Source organism: Micromonospora sp. NPDC005291 (assembly GCF_040607415.1).
Lineage (GTDB): Bacteria > Actinomycetota > Actinomycetes > Mycobacteriales > Micromonosporaceae > Micromonospora.
Genome location: NZ_JBEXGR010000011.1, coordinates 76045 through 91180 on the forward strand (window position 1 = coordinate 76045; position 15136 = coordinate 91180).

Consider the following 15136-nt stretch of genomic DNA (forward strand, 5'->3'; position numbering starts at 1 on the left):
GTAATACGCCCTAGAGTCCCGGATCGTCGGAGGAGTCGATCACGAGGAGACGGCGGCATGACGGTGGACGCGATGGCCCGGCGGCAGGCGCAGGTGCTGATCTTCGACGCGGACGACACGTTGTGGGAGAACAACGTCGTCTTCGAGCGGGTGATCGATGACTTCCTGGCGTGGCTCGACCATCCCACCCTGGATCGGGCCGAGATCCGGGCGATCCTCGACGACATCGAGCGGGCCAACGCGGTGGCGCACGGCTACGGCAGCAAGGTCTTCCTGCGCAGCCTGGCGGAGTGCCTGGAGCGGCTGCGCGAGCGGCCGGTGACCGACGCCGAGCGCCAGGAGATCGACCGGCTGGCGGTGGCCCTGATCGAGCACCGGGTGGAGCTGATGCCCGGCGTGGCCGATGCGCTCGACGAGTTGGCAGGCCGGCACGAGCTGTTGCTGCTGACCAAGGGGGACCAGGTGGAGCAGCAGCGCAAGTTGGACGCCTGCGGGCTGCTGCACCACTTCCGGGCCGCGCACATCGTCGCCGAGAAGAACGTCGAGACGTACCGGTGGATGGTGCGGGAGCACGGCTTCGAGCCGTCGGGCGCCTGGATGATCGGTAACTCTCCGAAGTCGGACATCCTGCCGGCGCGGGCCGCCGGGCTGAACGCGGTGTTCATCCCGAACGACAACACCTGGGTGCTGGAGGACGACGAGCTGGACCCGACCGACGCGGGCGTGCTGCGGCTGGCCGCGTTCCGCGACCTGCTGCGGCACTTCTGACCGCCCCGGCCGCACTGGCGTGGCGCGGCCCGGTTCGGTTCGGGCGGCCGAACAGCGCTGGTGATCAAGGACGCGTTACACCGACATGCCGCTTTTTCACCTTGAGATCAGTCACGCCTCTGGCGGTCCGCTGCGGCTTGTCCGGCCCGTCGTGACCCGCCTAACCTGGGCCGGCGCTCACGGCCACGGGGTTTGCCGGGGGCGCGTCGGGCGTCCGACGGGTGGGCACCGTGGAGCTGAGTGCAGGGCGGTCGGACGGCCAGGGTCAGGGTCGGGTAGTTGCGGACCCGGCCCTGACCGCCACCTCAACTCGTCTCCGCTGCCAGCTCAGGAAACCTCGCCCCGGACGATCGCCACCGCCACCCGGCAGAACTCGTCCATGTCCGGGTTGAACCCGGCCGCGATGTCGGGATGCAACCCGGAGCGGGTCTCCTCCAACAGTCGCTGGCAGACCTGCTCGACCGGTTCGCCGGTGTAACCGGCGCGGACCCGGTCGGTGGCCGCCTGAAGCGCCGAGGTCAGCTGCTCCTCCAGCGGGCCCCGCAGCTTCTGCTGCACAGGGTCGAGCCCGCGTGGGTCGAGCGTGACATGTGGTTCCGACATCGGTGCTCCCTTCGTCGGCGTCCGCGGTACCCCACCGCGGACGTCGGTCAAACCCCGGTCGATACGGCGGCAACCCGCACCTGGTACGAGAAGTCCTCCGCGGGCTCCTCGTGGTATGACAATCGGCGGATCTGCCGGTCGTCGTCGTAGAGGGCGACGTCCACCAGGACGCCGAGGTGGGCCAGGCCGATGGCCGACACCCGCCTCTTGTCCTGCAGCACCGCGCAGACGCCGCCGAGCAGGGTGCTGGCGTCGGCCGTACGGTGCCCGGGCGGGCAGCGCAGGAGCAGGTCGACCTCGATCGGCCCGGGCAACGGCGTCCAGCCGGTGCGCTGGGCCGCCGTGAGGGCGGCTTGGAGCAGGGTGCGGACCCTCGTCGCCTGCCGATGCCCGGCGGCGAAGATGGACAACGCTTCGGTCTTGACCGGTGGCAGGCCGCTCACCTCGAATGTCAGGGCGAGAGCGCGGGTGTCCTGCACGACGGCACCTCCTCGTTGGGACGATCCTGCCGAACCGGGGGAGCGGCGGTGGGACGTTCCCGCGATTACCAACCGATCGGGCAGGCTGGGATCGGCCGGAGGCGTGTCGACGGCGGCGGCGAACGCGCTGGCTGCGGCGGTAGGAGAACGCTAGCCGACGCTGCCCGCGCTGGGTAGTCGGTCGTTCACCCGGTGGGACGCGGTGCGAAGGCGCAGAACTCGTTGCCCTCGGGGTCGGCCAGCACCCACCACCAGTGCGCCTCGTCGAGCGGCTCCCGCAGCAGCGTCGCGCCCGCCGTTATCAACGCCATCGGCTCCGGGTCGGTCAGGTCGACGTCCCAGTGCAGCCGGTTCTTGACCGTCTTGGGCTCGGGCACCGCGTCGAACTCCCAGTAGTCCCAGGGGAACCCGGTCGCGCCGATCACCGACGCGTAGGTCGACCCGAACTCGACGGTGCCGCCGAGCACACCGGCCCACCAGGTCGCCTGGGCGGCCGGGTCGGCCGAGTCCACGACCAGCGCGAACGGGCCTGGCCGCGTGCCCGCACTGGCCGGGAACGCGCAGAACGGGTTGCCCTCCGGGTCGTCCAGGACCCACCAGGTGGTCTCGCCGGATGGTTTGCGGACCAGTTGGGCGCCGGCCGCGAGCAGCGCCGCCGGCTCCGCGTCGGCCATCCGCAGATCCAGGTGTACGCGGGTCTTGCCGGTCCGCGGTTCCGGCACCTGGTTCACCCAGATCGACTCGGCGTTTGAGCGCGCCGAGCGGGGGTCCACCCGGGTGTCGTCGTCGCCGGCATCGGCCACGTCACCGTCGAGCACCCGGGCCCAGAAGGCGCCCAGTGTGAGCGGGTCGGCGGCGTCCAGACAGAGATCCTTGAAGCGCGCGATCATGGTCCCAGCATGCCTGGTCGGGGCGGCCCTGTGGGGCTCAGTGCTGCTTGGCGTAACCGACGAACGCCTTCCAGGCCGCCGGGTCGACGTGCAGGGTGCCGCCCTCCCGGTCCTTGCTGTCACGTACCAGCACCGTGGTCGGCAGGTTGTCGGCGACCTCGACGCAGGCTCCGCCGTTGCCGCCGGACCTGGTCGACTTCCGCCACTGCGGGGTCATCATGTCCATGACTTCGTCACTTCCTTGATCAACTCGATTGACTGCCGGCGGGGAAGCGCTTCGTTCCGCACGATCTCCCACGTCTTCGCCAGCTTAGCGATATCGGTCATTGCATCGACGATCTGCGCGGTGAGCTGGTTGTCCGCGTAGGCCACCCGCTCGCCGTCCGGCATTTCGGCGATGATGAACTGGCCGCCCATTCCCAGGTACATGCCAGCATCCGCCGGAACGATGTGCACCTGAATATGCTCCGCCGTCGCCAGTTGGGCCAGGTGCTCACACTGCTCGGCCATCAGCCCCGGCTGATCGAGCACCGGCCGGCGGAGCACGGCCTCGTCCAGGACGGCGATGAGTTGAGGCGGGCGGGGACGGTGCAGGATCGCCTGCCGCTCCAGCCGGGAGGCGACGATGCGATCGATGTCCTCGACATCGAACCGGCCGCCGGCAAGCGTGGCGCGTGCGTACCGCTCGGTCTGTAGGAGACCCGGCACGTACGCCAGCTCGAACCAGCGCAGCGTGGTCGCCTCCCGTTCGAACTCGATCCACTCGCGGAGCCAGGCCGGCTCGGCGTCGAGTTGGGCCAACCTTTCCAGCATCCGCTGGAAGCGCCCGCTGGTCTCGTGGTGGGCATCGACCGCCCGCATGTACTCCTTCGTGGGCGGTCGGCCACCCGTCTCCACCGAGCTGACGTGCGAGCCTGAATAGCCGATGCCCCTGCCGAAGTCGTCCTGACTGAGCCCGAGCCCCGCCCGGAACAGGCGTAGCTCCTCCAACACGTAGTCGGTAGCGGTCCCCATCGATTCCCCAACCTTCGCTCACTGTGGATCGGCGTGTCTTCCAGGGCTGCTCACCTGAGCCGTTGAGCTGCACGGATGCCGTGAGCACGTATCGACGGTAGTCGCGTCATCCCAGACTGTCACCAGTGGCGGGTCCGCTGGTGGCCGGAAGTGGCGGCGGCGGGCCCTGCCCCCGGGGCCGCTCCCGTTTCCCCCTTGCGGGAGCGGCCCCGTCCCCGTCCCCGTCCCCGAGGAGGTCGATGTGCTGAGCCCGATCACATGGTGGAGAGACCACCAGCCCGCGAAGCGGTGGCGATGACGGTGGTCCGGCCGCCCGTCCCGCACGTCGCCATGCGCCCGCTGTGGCGGTGCCGCAGTTGCGGCACGGAGTGGCCCTGCCAGCCGGCCAAGCTGGCCCTGCTGACCGAGTACCGGGGCAGCCGGACCGCGCTGTTGATCTATCTCGGCACCCTGATGCATGAGGCGACGAACCAGCTCACCCAACTCCACCCGGATCACCCCCCGACCGGGATGACCGAGCGCTTCCTCTCCTGGGCGAGGGCCCGGGGCTGACATTGCTCGTGGCCAGGTTTCGCGGCTTCACAGGTGGGGCAGAGTAGCCCCACGGAGCATCCGAGCCGGAGTGTTTCCGCAGCTCGCCGGCTCGGAATCGTCTCGCCGCGCACCGGGGCGCGGATGCCTTCCCCGGTTTCGCCGTAGAGAGGGGGAAGGTGATGACGGACCCCGGAACGGCTCGACACCGGCGTGGGCCGATTGTTCGGCTTGGAACGGCGGCTGTCGCGCTTGCGATGGTGGCGCCGATGGCCGCGTGCGGCGCCGACGACGCTGGTGGCCCACCGACACTCAACCTGTACTACCCGCCCGAGCAGAACCTGCAGAAGGTCGTCGACGACTGCAACGCGCAGGCACAGGGGCGGTACGAGATCGCCTACCGGGTGCTGCCCCGGCAGGCCGACGACCAGCGGGTGCAGATGGTGCGCCGCCTGGCCGCCGAGGACAGCGGCATGGACCTGCTCGGCCTGGACGTCACCTGGACCCAGGAGTTCGCCAGCGCCGACTGGATCCGCGAGTGGACCGGCCAGGACAAGGCCGAAGTCGAGCAGGGCACCCTCGCCGGGCCGCTGGACACCGCCCGCTACGAGGACAAGCTGTACGCGGCACCGAAGAACACCAACGTCCAACTGCTCTGGTACCGCAAGGACCTGGTGCCCCAGCCGCCGACGACCTGGGACCAGATGATCAGTGCGGCCCAGCAGCTCAAGGACCAGGACAAGCCGTACCAGGTGCTCACCATGGGCGCCCAGTACGAGGGTCTGGTCGTCCTCTACAACACCCTGGCCGAGAGCGCCGGCGGAAAGATCCTCTCCGACGACGGCAAGAAGGCCGTGATGGACGGGGGCACTGTTCGCGCGTTGGAGCAGCTGAAGCGCTTCGCCACGTCGGGCGTGACCTCGCCGTCGTTCAGCAACGCCACCGAGGACCCGGTCCGGCTGGAGTTCCAGACCGGCGCGGGCGCGTTCCAGGTGAACTGGCCGTTCGTCTACCCGGCCCTACAGGAGGCGAACCCGGAGCTGGCCAAGCAGGTCGGCTGGGCACGGATCCCCGGCACCGACGAGGGCACCCCGAGCAAGGTCACCATCGGCGGGGTCAACCTGGCGGTCAGCTCCTACTCCAAGCACCCGGAGCTGTCCTTCGAGGCGGCCCGCTGCCTCCGCAACGCCGAGAACCAGAAGTTCTCCGCGATCAACGACGGCGTACCGCCCACCATCGAGGCCGTCTACGACGATCCGGAGATGGTCGAGGCGTACCCGATGAAGGACACCATCCTGGAGGAACTGAAGGACCCGGCGACCCGTCCACTGACCCCGGCCTACCAGAGCATCTCCACCGTGATGTCGGCGATCCTGTCACCGCCGTCGGCGATCCGTCCGCAGCAGACCGCGGACGAGCTGCGCAAGGCCATCTCTGATGCCCTCCAGTCGAAGGGGGTCCTGCCGTGACCCGGCCCGCCGCCACTGCGACCACGGAGAAGACCGATGGCCAGCGTGCCACCGTGCCCACCCAACGCGGCGGCCGTCGTAAGCCGCCGCTGAGCGAGAACAAGAAGGCCGAACGCAAGCTCGGCTGGTTGCTCTGCGCGCCCGCCGCGCTGGTCATGGTCGCGGTGACCGCGTACCCGATCATCTATTCGGTCTGGCTGTCGTTGCAGCGCTTCGACCTGCGCTTTCCCGACGAGCGCAAGTTCATCGGGCTGGAGAACTACGTCACCGTGCTCAGCAACGAGTTCTGGTGGACCGCGTTCGGGGTGACCATGCTGATCACGGTGGTCACCGTGGCCGTCGAGCTGGTGCTCGGCATGGGGTTGGCGATCATCATGCACCGCACCCTGATCGGCCGCGGCCTGGTGCGGACCTCGGCGCTCATCCCGTACGGGATCGTCACGGTGGTCGCCGCGTTCTCCTGGCGGTACGCCTGGACGCCCGGCACCGGGTACCTCGCCAACCTGTTCAGCGACGGCGCACCGCTCACCGAGCGGGCCAGCTCCCTGGCGATCATCATGCTCGCGGAGATCTGGAAGACCACCCCGTTCATGGCGCTGCTGCTGATGGCCGGGCTGGCGCTGGTGCCGGAGGACCTGCTCAAGGCCGCCTCCACCGACGGTGCCACCGCCTGGCAGCGGTTCACGAAGGTGATGCTGCCGGTGATGAAGCCGGCGATCCTGGTCGCGCTGCTGTTCCGCACCCTGGACGCGTTCCGGGTCTTCGACAACATCTTCGTCTTGACCGCTGGCGGCAATGAGACGTCGTCGGTGTCGATGCTCGCCTACAACAACCTGATCCGAGGCCTCAACCTGGGCATCGGTTCGACGATGTCGGTGCTGATCTTCATCACCGTGGCGATCATCGCGTTCGTCTTCGTGAAGCTGTTCGGTACCGCTGCCCCGGGCAGCGACGACTCCGAGAGGCGCTGACATGGCCACCGGTACCGCAACCCCCACCCGGGCGAAGCTGCGTTGGGGTCTGCTCGACGTCCTCGTGGTCGTCTTCGCGCTCGTCCCGGTGCTGTGGATCGCGTCGCTGTCGTTCAAGACGCCGGCCACCCTCACCGACGGGAACTTCATCCCCCGCGAGTGGACGCTCGACAACTACAAGACGATCTTCGACACCGACCAGTTCGTCCGGGCGCTGGTCAACTCGATCGGCATCGCGCTGATCGCCACGCTCATCGCGGTGGTGCTCGGCGCGATGGCCGCGTACGCGATCAGCCGGCTGGACTTTCCCGGCAAGCGACTGCTGGTCGGTGTCTCCCTGCTGATCGCGATGTTCCCGCAGGTGTCGCTGGTGTCGCCGCTGTTCGAGATCGAGCGTCAGCTCGGCCTCTTCGACACCTGGCCCGGGCTGATCCTGCCGTACATCACGTTCGCGCTGCCGCTGGCGATCTACACGCTGTCGGCGTTCTTCAAGCAGATCCCGTGGGACCTGGAGAAGGCGGCGAAGATGGACGGCGCCACCCAGGCGCAGGCGTTCCGGCGGGTGATCGCACCGCTGGCCGCCCCCGGGTTGTTCACCACGGCGATCCTGGTCTTCATCTTCTGCTGGAACGACTTCCTCTTCGCGATCACGCTGACCTCCACCGAACGCGCCCGTACGGTGCCGGTCGCCCTGTCGTTCTTCACCGGCGAGTCGCAGTTCGAGGATCCCACCGGGGCGATCTGCGCCGCTGCCGTGGTGATCACCGTTCCGATCATCCTGTTCGTCCTCTTCTTCCAGCGCCGCATCGTGTCCGGTCTGACCTCCGGCGCCGTCAAGGGATAGGTGAGTAGTCATGGCTGACATCGTGCTCGACAAGGTGAGCAAGAGTTTCCCGGACGGGACCGTCGCCGTGCAGGACGTCGACCTGGAGATCGCCGACGGCGAGTTCGTGATCCTGGTCGGGCCCTCGGGCTGCGGTAAGTCCACCACCCTCAACATGATCGCGGGGCTGGAGGACATCAGTTCCGGTGAGCTGCGCATCGCCGGCCAGCGCGTCAACGACAAGGCTCCCCGGGACCGGGACATCGCCATGGTGTTCCAGTCGTACGCGTTGTACCCGAACATGACCGTGCGGGAGAACATGGCGTTCCCGCTGCGGTTGGCGAAACTGGACAAGGAGACCATCAACCAGAAGGTCGACGAGGCGGCGAAGGTGCTGGAGCTGACCCCGCTGCTGGACCGCAAGCCGGCCAACCTCTCCGGCGGGCAGCGCCAGCGGGTGGCGATGGGTCGGGCGATCGTCCGCCAGCCGAAGGCGTTCCTGATGGACGAGCCGCTGTCCAATCTCGACGCGAAGCTGCGGGTGCAGATGCGTACGGTGGTGTCCCGGTTGCAGAAGCAGCTCGGCACCACCACCGTCTACGTCACCCACGACCAGACCGAGGCGATGACCCTCGGCGACCGTGTGGTGATCATGCGCGGCGGCGCGGTGCAGCAGGTCGGCCCTCCACAGGAGCTCTACGACCACCCGCGCAACCTCTTCGTGGCCGGCTTCATCGGTTCGCCGTCGATGAACTTCCTGCACGCCGCCGTGCAGGACGGCGGGCTGCACACCGCTCTGGGTGACGTGCCGCTCGGCGACCGGGTACGCCGCGAGCTGGAGGCCGCCGACGCGCCCCGCGAGCTGATCCTCGGCATCCGCCCCGAGCACTTCGAGGACGCCGAGCTGATCGACGAGGACACCCGCCGCCGGGGCATCGAGTTCGAGGCGCCAGTCGACATCGTCGAGTCGATGGGCTCGGACAAGTACGTCTACTTCACCGTGGAGGGCGAGAAGGCCAGCGCCGCCGAGCTGGAGGAGTTGGCAGCCGACGCCGGTGCGGCCGACTTCGCCGGCGCGGGCGGCAACCTGGTCACCCGGCTGTCCGCGGAGTCCCCGGTCGTTGAGGGGCAGTCGCGCCGGGTCTGGTTCAACCTGGAGAAGATCCACCTGTTCGACCCGTCCAACGGTCGCAACCTCACCCTGCACGAGGGCCGGGCTGCCGGCGCGCTCGCCGACTGACAGCGTCCACCGTGGTGGGGCCGGCGGGTTCGCCCGCCGGCCCCCGTCGTGCCCTGCGGCGCGCGGCCGGCCGTGGCAAGGTGGTCGCAGGTCGCGTCGCGAAGCGGGGGACGGATGAATCGACGACTGGCCGCGCTGGCCAACGCGCACGGCGTGTCCACCTGGTATGAGGATTGGCGGCATCGCCGCGTCGAGGTCGCACCGGAGACGGTCGTGGGTGTGCTCGGCCTGCTCGGCGTGGACGCCACCAGCCCGACAGCCATCGCCGACGCGCTCGCCGCCGCCCGCGCGGTCGACCGGGGCGCACTGCCGGAGACGGTCGTGCTCACCCACGGCAGCTCCCGGGCACTGCCCGGCCCGGGTGTGGTGACCCTGGAGGACGGCGGCCGTCGTGCGGTCGACGGCGAGCTGCCGTCGGACCTGCCGCTGGGCTGGCACCGGCTGGCCTGCGCCGGCCGGGAGATGACGCTGGTGGTGGTGCCCCGTCGGCTGCCGGTGCCACCACGCACCTGGGGGTGGATGCTCCAGCTCTACGCGCTCAGCTCGGAGCGCTCCTGGGGCATGGGCGATCTCGGTGACCTCGCCGAGTTCACCGGGTGGGCCGGTGCCACCGGTGCGGGGCTGGTGCTGCTCAACCCGCTGCACGCGGTCGGGCCGGCCCATCCGGTCGCTGCTTCACCGTATTCGCCAGCGAGCCGACGCTTCGTCAACCCGCTCTACCTGCGGGTCAGCGACACCGCCGCGTACCGTGCGGCGGACCCGGCGACCCGTGCGGTGGTCGACGCGTTGCGCCCCGACCGTGGTGACCTGATCGACTACGACGAGGTGTGGGCCGCCAAGCGGCACGCCCTGGAGTTGCTGCACCCGTACGCCCAGCGGGTGGACCTTGCCGCGGACCCGGCGCTGGGCAGCTTCGCCACCTGGTGCGCGCTGGCCGAGCGGCACGGCAACGACTGGCGTGCCTGGCCGGCGGAGCTGCATCACCCGGACGCCCCGGCGGTCGCCGAGCAGCGCCGCCAACTCGCCGACCGGGTGGACTTCCACGCCTGGCTGCAACACCTGTGCGACGAGCAGCTCGACGCCGTGACGGCGGCGGCCCGCGAGGCCGGGATGCCGGTCGGCGTGGTGCACGACCTGGCCGTCGGCATCGACCCGGGCGGCGCGGATGGCTGGCAGCTCGCCGACGTGCTGGCCCAGGGTGTGCGGGTCGGCGCACCGCCGGACGACTTCAACCAGCTCGGCCAGGACTGGGGGCTCGCAGCGTGGCGCCCGGACCGGCTCGCCGCAACCGGGTACGCGGCCTACCGGGACATGCTGCGCCGGACCCTGCGGCACGCCGGTGGCCTGCGGGTGGACCACGTCGCCGGCCTGTGGCGGCTGTGGTGGGTGCCGCCGGGTGCCGGGGCAGCCGAGGGCACCTATGTCCGCTACGACGCCGAGGCGATGCTCGGCATCCTCGCGCTGGAGGCGCACCGGGCCGGGGCGGTGGTGGTCGGTGAGGACCTTGGCACGGTCCAGCCGGCCGTGACCCGGGGGCTGCGTGGGCGCAACATGCTCGGCTCCACCGTGCTGTGGTTCGCACGCGACGACGACGGCGACTTCGTCCCACCGGCCCGGTGGCCGCGCAACGCCCTCGCCACGATCTCCACCCACGATCTGCCCACCGCTCCCGGCTTCCTGACCGGTGAGCACGTGCGGGTGCGCGACGAGTTGAAGCTGCTCAGCGCCGACGTGGCGGTGGAGCGGGCCCGAGCCGTCGCGGACCGGGAGCGGCTGCTTTCCATGCTGCGCGACGAGGCGCTGCTGCCGCAGACGCCCGACCCGGGGTCACAGCCGGCCGGCGGGCCGGCCCAGCCCGACGACGGCGACGTGGTGGTGGCGATGCACGCCGCGCTCGCGGCCAGCCCGACCCGGCTGCTCGGCATCTCTCTCTACGACGTGCTGGGCGAGGTGCGCCAGCCGAACATGCCGGGCACGGTGGACGAGTATCCGAACTGGCGACTGCCGCTGCCGGCCACCGTGGCGCAGATCCGCACGGACCCCCGGGTGGCCCGGATCATCGAGCTGCTCACCGCCGCCCGCCCGCGACGGGCCAACCCGGCACGAGCCGATGCTCAAACGGCCGACCCGGCCGAGGAGTAACGCCGCTGAGTCAGGTCAGCCAGTCGAATCGCGGTGGCAGGCCGAGAAAGTCGGCGTACCGCTTCAGCGCCTGCTCAACACAGGCCCGTTCGTCGTCGGCCATCGGCACCAGCGGTTGCACCGTTATGGTGACCGCGCCCCGGCTGACCTTGCGCTTCCAGACGCCCACCACCCGACCGGCGCGGACCACGGTGGCCTGGAAGATGCCGTTGTTGCCCGGCACGACGGCCGCCTGGTGCGCGGGGTCGAGCATCAACGTGCGGTCCCGGTAGCCGAGCAGGTATTCGTCGAAGCCCGGCAGCACCAGCACCTCGTCCACCGGGCTGCGTGGAACGTCGGCCAGCGCCGCGTCGACGTGCATCGGCGTGCCCTCCACTCGCACTGTGCTCAGCGCGTCGCCGGCGGCGGCCAGCCCGCGCCGCGCGTCGGTCAGCGTCAGACCGGACCAGCCGGCGAACTCGCGGTCGGTGACCGGCCCGTGACCGCGCACGTAGCGGTGGGCGAGCAGGGCCAGCGCTTCGTCCCGGTCCAGCTGGCGTGACTCGGGTGCCCACTCGTCGAGCAGGGCGAAGGTCTGATCCGTGCCGACGTTCGGTGCCACGCAGGTCACCCCGCGCACACTCGCGAACCACAGCAGGTGGTAGCCGCGCTGCCCGTCGGTGGCCAGCCCTGACGCGCGCAGGGTGGCCAGGCACTCCGCACGGGTGAGCCGGTTGCCGCCGGCCAGCGCCGTGCCGAGGACGTCGATCGCCCGGTCCGCGTCGGTCTCACTGAGCCCGAGCTGCGCCCGGCGGGTCGCCGCGCCGGCCAGCGAACGGACGCCGGTCAGCTCCAGCATCCAGCGGGCGTCGGCGGGCGGAACCAGGTGCACGGTGCCCCGCATCGGCCAGGTGCGTAGCGCCTCGCGCCGCTCCAACGCCGCCTGCACGTCGGCCAGGGTGCGGCCCGGCAGCCGGGCACCCAGAGACCACAGGCCGCTGGCCAGATCCTGTGCCTGCATCGCGCCGAACCACTCGACCACGTCGGCGACGGTGCCGGGTCGGGTGCTCGGATGCGGGCGCAACAGCAGACTCGTCATCCGCAGCGCCAACGCGTCGGCCGCGCTGAGGTCGGCAGGCATCGTGCGCCCCTTTCCGGTTGCCGGGCCACCAGCCTAGGGCCGGCCACCGACACTCCTGCCGACGCGAGGAGTAACGGCGGTCGTCGTGGGAAAGCGGCCCGCCGGAAGTGCGCGCGCCGCGCGTACGGAAGGGAGTCCCATGACTGCCGCAAACGAGCCGGCCCGCGGTGCCGGCGCACCGGCCGGATCCCGGACCCATCGGGGGGACGCCCGCGCGAAGACGAGCGCGGCCGCCACCTTCGCTCTGGTCTTCGGTGTTGCCGGCCTGCTCAGCGTGCTGACCGCCATCCTCGCCTGGATCGGTTTGGTGCTGGGCATCATCGGGATCATCCTCGGCATCGTCGGGTTGAAGATGAGCCGGCGGCCCGGTGTGACCGGTCGGGGGGTGGCCATCGGCGGGCTGGTGCTGAGCATCCTGGCGGTGCTGATCGGTCTGGGTCTCGCCGCTGGCATCTCCACCTTCGTCAACAACGAGGGTGCCGTGGACCGCCTCCAGCAGCAGGTCGACGACCTGCGCGACAAACTCGACTGACGCCGGCCCGGGGACCGGGGGACCACCTTGTGCTGCTGGTCGGCCAGGTGGCCCCCTCGGGCTACTTGGATTCGACCCGTCCGAGCGGGTTGACCCCGGCGGTCAGCACGTCACGCGCTGCCTGCCAGGCGGAATCGCCGGGGTAGAGCTCGCTGCGGAGGTATGCCCAGGTGAGCAGTTGGACCGCCGCCACCCGCTCCGGGTTCTCGTCCGTGGTTTCGGCGACGTCATATCCGGAGATGCCGCCGAGGCCGTGCTCCGCGTCGAAGAGGGTGAGCAGGGTCTTCGGGCCGGGAGCCAGGACGTACGGATCGGCGTGCCAGTCCGCGCCCCGAACCGTCAGGTGAGCAGAGGTGTCCTTGTCGCCGGCGACCACGAGCGTGGGTGTCGTCATCGCGGAGAAGTCCGTGGTCAAGAAGAAGGAGTAGTTCGTGGCCGCGAATTCGCTGAGAGCGTCGCCGCCTCTGCCGGGCGCGGCAAGGAGCACACCCGCCTTGATCCGGGGCTCGGCCAGGTTCACCTCTGTCCCGTCGTGAGGATCGGTGAGCCGCGCGCCCAGCAGCAGGCTCGCGGTGTGTCCGCCGAGCGAATGCCCGGCCACGGCGACCCGGCTTCGGTCCAGGCGCCCGAGGAGTTGCGGGACAGCGGCCTCGATCACGTCGAGTTGGTCGAGGATGCGCGTCATGTCCTGGGCCCGCGAACGCCAGTGGAGAGGCGCGTCGGGGTCGGTGGGATCGAGGCTCAGCGTCTTCGAGTCCAGATGGGTGGGCTGGATGACGACGAAGCCGTGCGCTGCCCAGAAGGTGGCCAGTGGGCTGTAGCCGTTCAGTGACGAGAGGTTGTTCGAATACCCGTGCCCGTGTGAGAGCAGGATGATCGGCAGCTCACTACCGGTCATCGGCGCGGAGACGCGCACCTGGAGATCCACGGCGCGGCCGGGAGCTGACAGCACGATCGGGCTGGCGGAGAGGACGGGGGTGGGCGCGCTGATGGTGTCGGCTGCGAGAGTCGCTGCGCTCATGATGTCGAGGCCTTCCGAGGTGTAAACGGATCACTGTTCCACTAATATACGGAACAACGCTCCGTTTTGCCAATGGCCGTGCGCAACGAGCCGACGCCCGACGCCGCGCGACACTTCCGATGGGCGCGGCCGGAGATCACAGTAGGGTGGTCGTCGTGCTCCGCCAGGTCACCGCGATCCGCTACGTCACCCCGCTGCGCGAGGGTGGGTCGCTGCCCGGTGTGGTGGAGGCCGACGACCTGGGCACGTACGTGGCCAAGTTCCGGGGCGCAGGCCAAGGGCCCAAGGCGCTGATCGCCGAGGTGATCTGCGCAGAGCTGGCCCGCCGCCTGGAGCTGCGGGTGCCCCCACTGGTGGTGCTCGACATCGACCCGGTGATCGGCCGGGCCGAGCCCGACCAGGAGGTGCAGGAGCTGCTGCGCAACAGCGGCGGCGCCAACCTGGGGATGGACTTCCTGCCCGGGGCGCTCGGCTTCGACCCGGTGGCGCACCCCGTCGACCCGACGTTGGCCTCGCGCGTGCTCTGGTTCGACGCGTACGTGGAGAACGTCGACCGGAGCTGGCGCAACCCGAACCTGCTCGTCTGGCACCGGGAGCTGTGGCTCATCGACCACGGCGCCTGCCTGTACTTCCACCACAACTGGCCGCGAGCCGCGGCTGCCGTGCACCGGGCCTACCGAGCTGAGGACCACGTGCTGGCGCCGTACGCCCACCGACTCGCCGAGGCCGACGCCGAGCTGGCCCCCCGGGTCACCCCGGAGCTGCTCACCGAGGTCCTGGCCCTGGTGCCCGCGGAGTGGCTGACGGCTGCCGACTTCGAGACGGCCGACGCCGCGCGGGCCGCGTACCTGGAGCACCTGTCGGCCCGGGTCGCCCGCACGGCCGACTGGCTGCCGCAGGGGAGCGCGGCATGAGGCATCCCTTCGAGTACGCGCTGATCCGGCTGGTGCCCCGCATCGAGCGCGGCGAGCAGATCAACGTCGGGGTGTTGCTCTACTGCCAGCAGCGCGACTTCCTGGCCGCGCGTACGCACCTGGACGCCGACCGGGTCCGCGCACTGGCACCCGACGTGGACCTGCCCGCGGTGGCCGCGGTGCTCGACTCCTGGGACCGGACCTGCTCCGGGGACGGGCCGGCGACCCGGATGCGGCTCGGCGAGCGGTTCCACTGGCTGGCCGCGCCGCGCAGCACGATGATCCAGACGGGGCCGGTGCACACCGGGCTCACCGTCGACCCGGCCGCCGAGCTGGACCGGCTGATGGCGGCCCTGGTCCGCTGAGCGAGGGCGGTGGCCGGCGGCCCCGGCGGCCCCGATGGCGCTGGGCGCGCCCCTGGTCGCGCTGGGCGGGCCCCTGATCGCGCTACGCCAGCCCCATTGCCGACGGAGCGCGATCCCCCGTTCAGGTGCTCGGTGCGGGGCGGCGGCTTGGTTCCCGCCGGCACCGACCCCATCAGGATCGCCGCCCGCACGGGGCGTAGGGCCGAAACCACCGGGAAGTTGCGGAAAACTTGAGGCCGGCGGACCGGTAAACG

General features: G+C 70.4%; 17 protein-coding genes. 10 read left to right on the forward strand and 7 right to left on the reverse strand.

Features of this window, described 5'->3' with window-relative positions; all coding sequences use genetic code 11:
- Positions 1–57 precede the first annotated feature (57 nt).
- Positions 58–768 carry an HAD family hydrolase gene (locus ABZT18_RS16945; RefSeq protein ID WP_355251711.1) on the forward strand — a complete coding sequence of 237 codons (711 nt, stop codon included), beginning with the start codon at positions 58–60 and terminating at the stop codon, positions 766–768.
- 327 nt (positions 769–1095) lie between these two features.
- Here the strand turns inward: ABZT18_RS16945 and ABZT18_RS16950 are convergent, their stop codons facing one another.
- The 5 genes from ABZT18_RS16950 to ABZT18_RS16970 form a co-directional block, all read right to left on the reverse strand.
- A complete protein-coding gene (locus ABZT18_RS16950) occupies positions 1096–1371 on the reverse strand; it encodes a hypothetical protein (RefSeq protein WP_354992465.1) in 276 nt (91 codons plus the stop codon).
- A 47-nt stretch (positions 1372–1418) separates the two neighbouring features.
- The gene (locus ABZT18_RS16955) at positions 1419–1850 is read right to left on the reverse strand and encodes a hypothetical protein (RefSeq protein ID WP_354992464.1); all 432 of its coding nucleotides are present in this window, start codon (positions 1848–1850) and stop codon (positions 1419–1421) included.
- Positions 1851–2035: 185 nt separating this feature from the next.
- On the reverse strand, positions 2036–2740 hold the full coding sequence (locus ABZT18_RS16960) for a VOC family protein (protein WP_355251714.1): 705 nt from the start codon (positions 2738–2740) through the stop codon (positions 2036–2038).
- A 37-nt stretch (positions 2741–2777) separates the two neighbouring features.
- Entirely contained in the window at positions 2778–2960 is a 183-nt protein-coding gene (locus ABZT18_RS16965; RefSeq protein WP_354992518.1) for a DUF397 domain-containing protein, read from the reverse strand.
- Positions 2957–3754: a helix-turn-helix transcriptional regulator gene (locus ABZT18_RS16970; protein ID WP_354992462.1), complete on the reverse strand. Its 798-nt coding sequence runs from the start codon at positions 3752–3754 to the stop codon at positions 2957–2959. Before ABZT18_RS16970 ends, ABZT18_RS16965 begins: the two co-directional genes overlap by 4 nt.
- A 261-nt stretch (positions 3755–4015) precedes the next feature.
- Between ABZT18_RS16970 and ABZT18_RS16975 the strand changes: the two genes are divergently transcribed.
- From ABZT18_RS16975 to malQ, 6 genes are all read left to right on the forward strand, one after another.
- A complete protein-coding gene (locus ABZT18_RS16975) occupies positions 4016–4306 on the forward strand; it encodes a flavin reductase (RefSeq protein WP_354992461.1) in 291 nt (96 codons plus the stop codon).
- Positions 4307–4467: 161 nt separating this feature from the next.
- Positions 4468–5754, forward strand: a complete 1287-nt coding sequence (locus ABZT18_RS16980; RefSeq protein WP_354992460.1) for an ABC transporter substrate-binding protein — start codon at positions 4468–4470, stop codon at positions 5752–5754.
- A 53-nt stretch (positions 5755–5807) separates the two neighbouring features.
- Complete coding sequence (locus ABZT18_RS16985) at positions 5808–6725, forward strand: sugar ABC transporter permease (protein ID WP_355251822.1); 918 nt, start codon at positions 5808–5810, stop codon at positions 6723–6725.
- 1 nt (position 6726) lies between these two features.
- Positions 6727–7569: a carbohydrate ABC transporter permease gene (locus tag ABZT18_RS16990; RefSeq protein WP_355251717.1), complete on the forward strand. Its 843-nt coding sequence runs from the start codon at positions 6727–6729 to the stop codon at positions 7567–7569.
- Between the two features lie 10 nt (positions 7570–7579).
- Positions 7580–8788: a sn-glycerol-3-phosphate ABC transporter ATP-binding protein UgpC gene (gene ugpC / locus ABZT18_RS16995; RefSeq protein WP_354992458.1), complete on the forward strand. Its 1209-nt coding sequence runs from the start codon at positions 7580–7582 to the stop codon at positions 8786–8788.
- A 114-nt stretch (positions 8789–8902) separates the two neighbouring features.
- Positions 8903–10930, forward strand: a complete 2028-nt coding sequence (gene malQ / locus ABZT18_RS17000; protein ID WP_355251720.1) for a 4-alpha-glucanotransferase — start codon at positions 8903–8905, stop codon at positions 10928–10930.
- A 10-nt stretch (positions 10931–10940) separates the two neighbouring features.
- Here malQ and ABZT18_RS17005 read toward each other — a convergent pair whose 3' ends face one another.
- Positions 10941–12050, reverse strand: coding sequence for a winged helix DNA-binding domain-containing protein (locus tag ABZT18_RS17005; protein ID WP_354992456.1), 1110 nt, complete (start codon positions 12048–12050; stop codon positions 10941–10943).
- A gap of 139 nt (positions 12051–12189) precedes the next feature.
- Here ABZT18_RS17005 and ABZT18_RS17010 point away from each other — a divergent pair, with 139 nt between their 5' ends.
- The gene (locus tag ABZT18_RS17010) at positions 12190–12582 is read left to right on the forward strand and encodes a hypothetical protein (protein WP_354992455.1); all 393 of its coding nucleotides are present in this window, start codon (positions 12190–12192) and stop codon (positions 12580–12582) included.
- Positions 12583–12643: 61 nt separating this feature from the next.
- Here the strand turns inward: ABZT18_RS17010 and ABZT18_RS17015 are convergent, their stop codons facing one another.
- The gene (locus tag ABZT18_RS17015; RefSeq protein ID WP_354992454.1) at positions 12644–13603 is read right to left on the reverse strand and encodes a chlorophyllase; all 960 of its coding nucleotides are present in this window, start codon (positions 13601–13603) and stop codon (positions 12644–12646) included.
- A gap of 155 nt (positions 13604–13758) precedes the next feature.
- Here ABZT18_RS17015 and ABZT18_RS17020 point away from each other — a divergent pair, with 155 nt between their 5' ends.
- Entirely contained in the window at positions 13759–14517 is a 759-nt protein-coding gene (locus tag ABZT18_RS17020) for a HipA family kinase (RefSeq protein ID WP_354992453.1), read from the forward strand.
- Complete coding sequence (locus ABZT18_RS17025) at positions 14514–14882, forward strand: DUF3037 domain-containing protein (RefSeq protein WP_354992452.1); 369 nt, start codon at positions 14514–14516, stop codon at positions 14880–14882. The genes ABZT18_RS17020 and ABZT18_RS17025 overlap by 4 nt, the downstream gene beginning before the upstream one ends.
- Positions 14883–15136 lie beyond the last annotated feature (254 nt).

Bases quoted from the DNA above. Each gene is read 5' to 3' on its own strand.
- ABZT18_RS16965 (WP_354992518.1), bottom strand. From the start codon at position 2,960: ATGATGACCCCGCAGTGGCGGAAGTCGACCAGGTCCGGCGGCAACGGC.
- ABZT18_RS16970 (WP_354992462.1), bottom strand. From the start codon at position 3,754: ATGGGGACCGCTACCGACTACGTGTTGGAGGAGCTACGCCTGTTCCGG.
- ugpC (WP_354992458.1), top strand. From the start codon at position 7,580: ATGGCTGACATCGTGCTCGACAAGGTGAGCAAGAGTTTCCCGGACGGG.
- ABZT18_RS17015 (WP_354992454.1), bottom strand. From the start codon at position 13,603: ATGAGCGCAGCGACTCTCGCAGCCGACACCATCAGCGCGCCCACCCCC.
- ABZT18_RS17025 (WP_354992452.1), top strand. From the start codon at position 14,514: ATGAGGCATCCCTTCGAGTACGCGCTGATCCGGCTGGTGCCCCGCATC.
- ABZT18_RS16990 (WP_355251717.1), top strand. From the start codon at position 6,727: ATGGCCACCGGTACCGCAACCCCCACCCGGGCGAAGCTGCGTTGGGGT.
- ABZT18_RS16950 (WP_354992465.1), bottom strand. From the start codon at position 1,371: ATGTCGGAACCACATGTCACGCTCGACCCACGCGGGCTCGACCCTGTG.
- ABZT18_RS16960 (WP_355251714.1), bottom strand. From the start codon at position 2,740: ATGATCGCGCGCTTCAAGGATCTCTGTCTGGACGCCGCCGACCCGCTC.
- ABZT18_RS17010 (WP_354992455.1), top strand. From the start codon at position 12,190: ATGACTGCCGCAAACGAGCCGGCCCGCGGTGCCGGCGCACCGGCCGGA.
- malQ (WP_355251720.1), top strand. From the start codon at position 8,903: ATGAATCGACGACTGGCCGCGCTGGCCAACGCGCACGGCGTGTCCACC.
- ABZT18_RS16980 (WP_354992460.1), top strand. From the start codon at position 4,468: ATGACGGACCCCGGAACGGCTCGACACCGGCGTGGGCCGATTGTTCGG.
- ABZT18_RS16945 (WP_355251711.1), top strand. From the start codon at position 58: ATGACGGTGGACGCGATGGCCCGGCGGCAGGCGCAGGTGCTGATCTTC.
- ABZT18_RS17005 (WP_354992456.1), bottom strand. From the start codon at position 12,050: ATGCCTGCCGACCTCAGCGCGGCCGACGCGTTGGCGCTGCGGATGACG.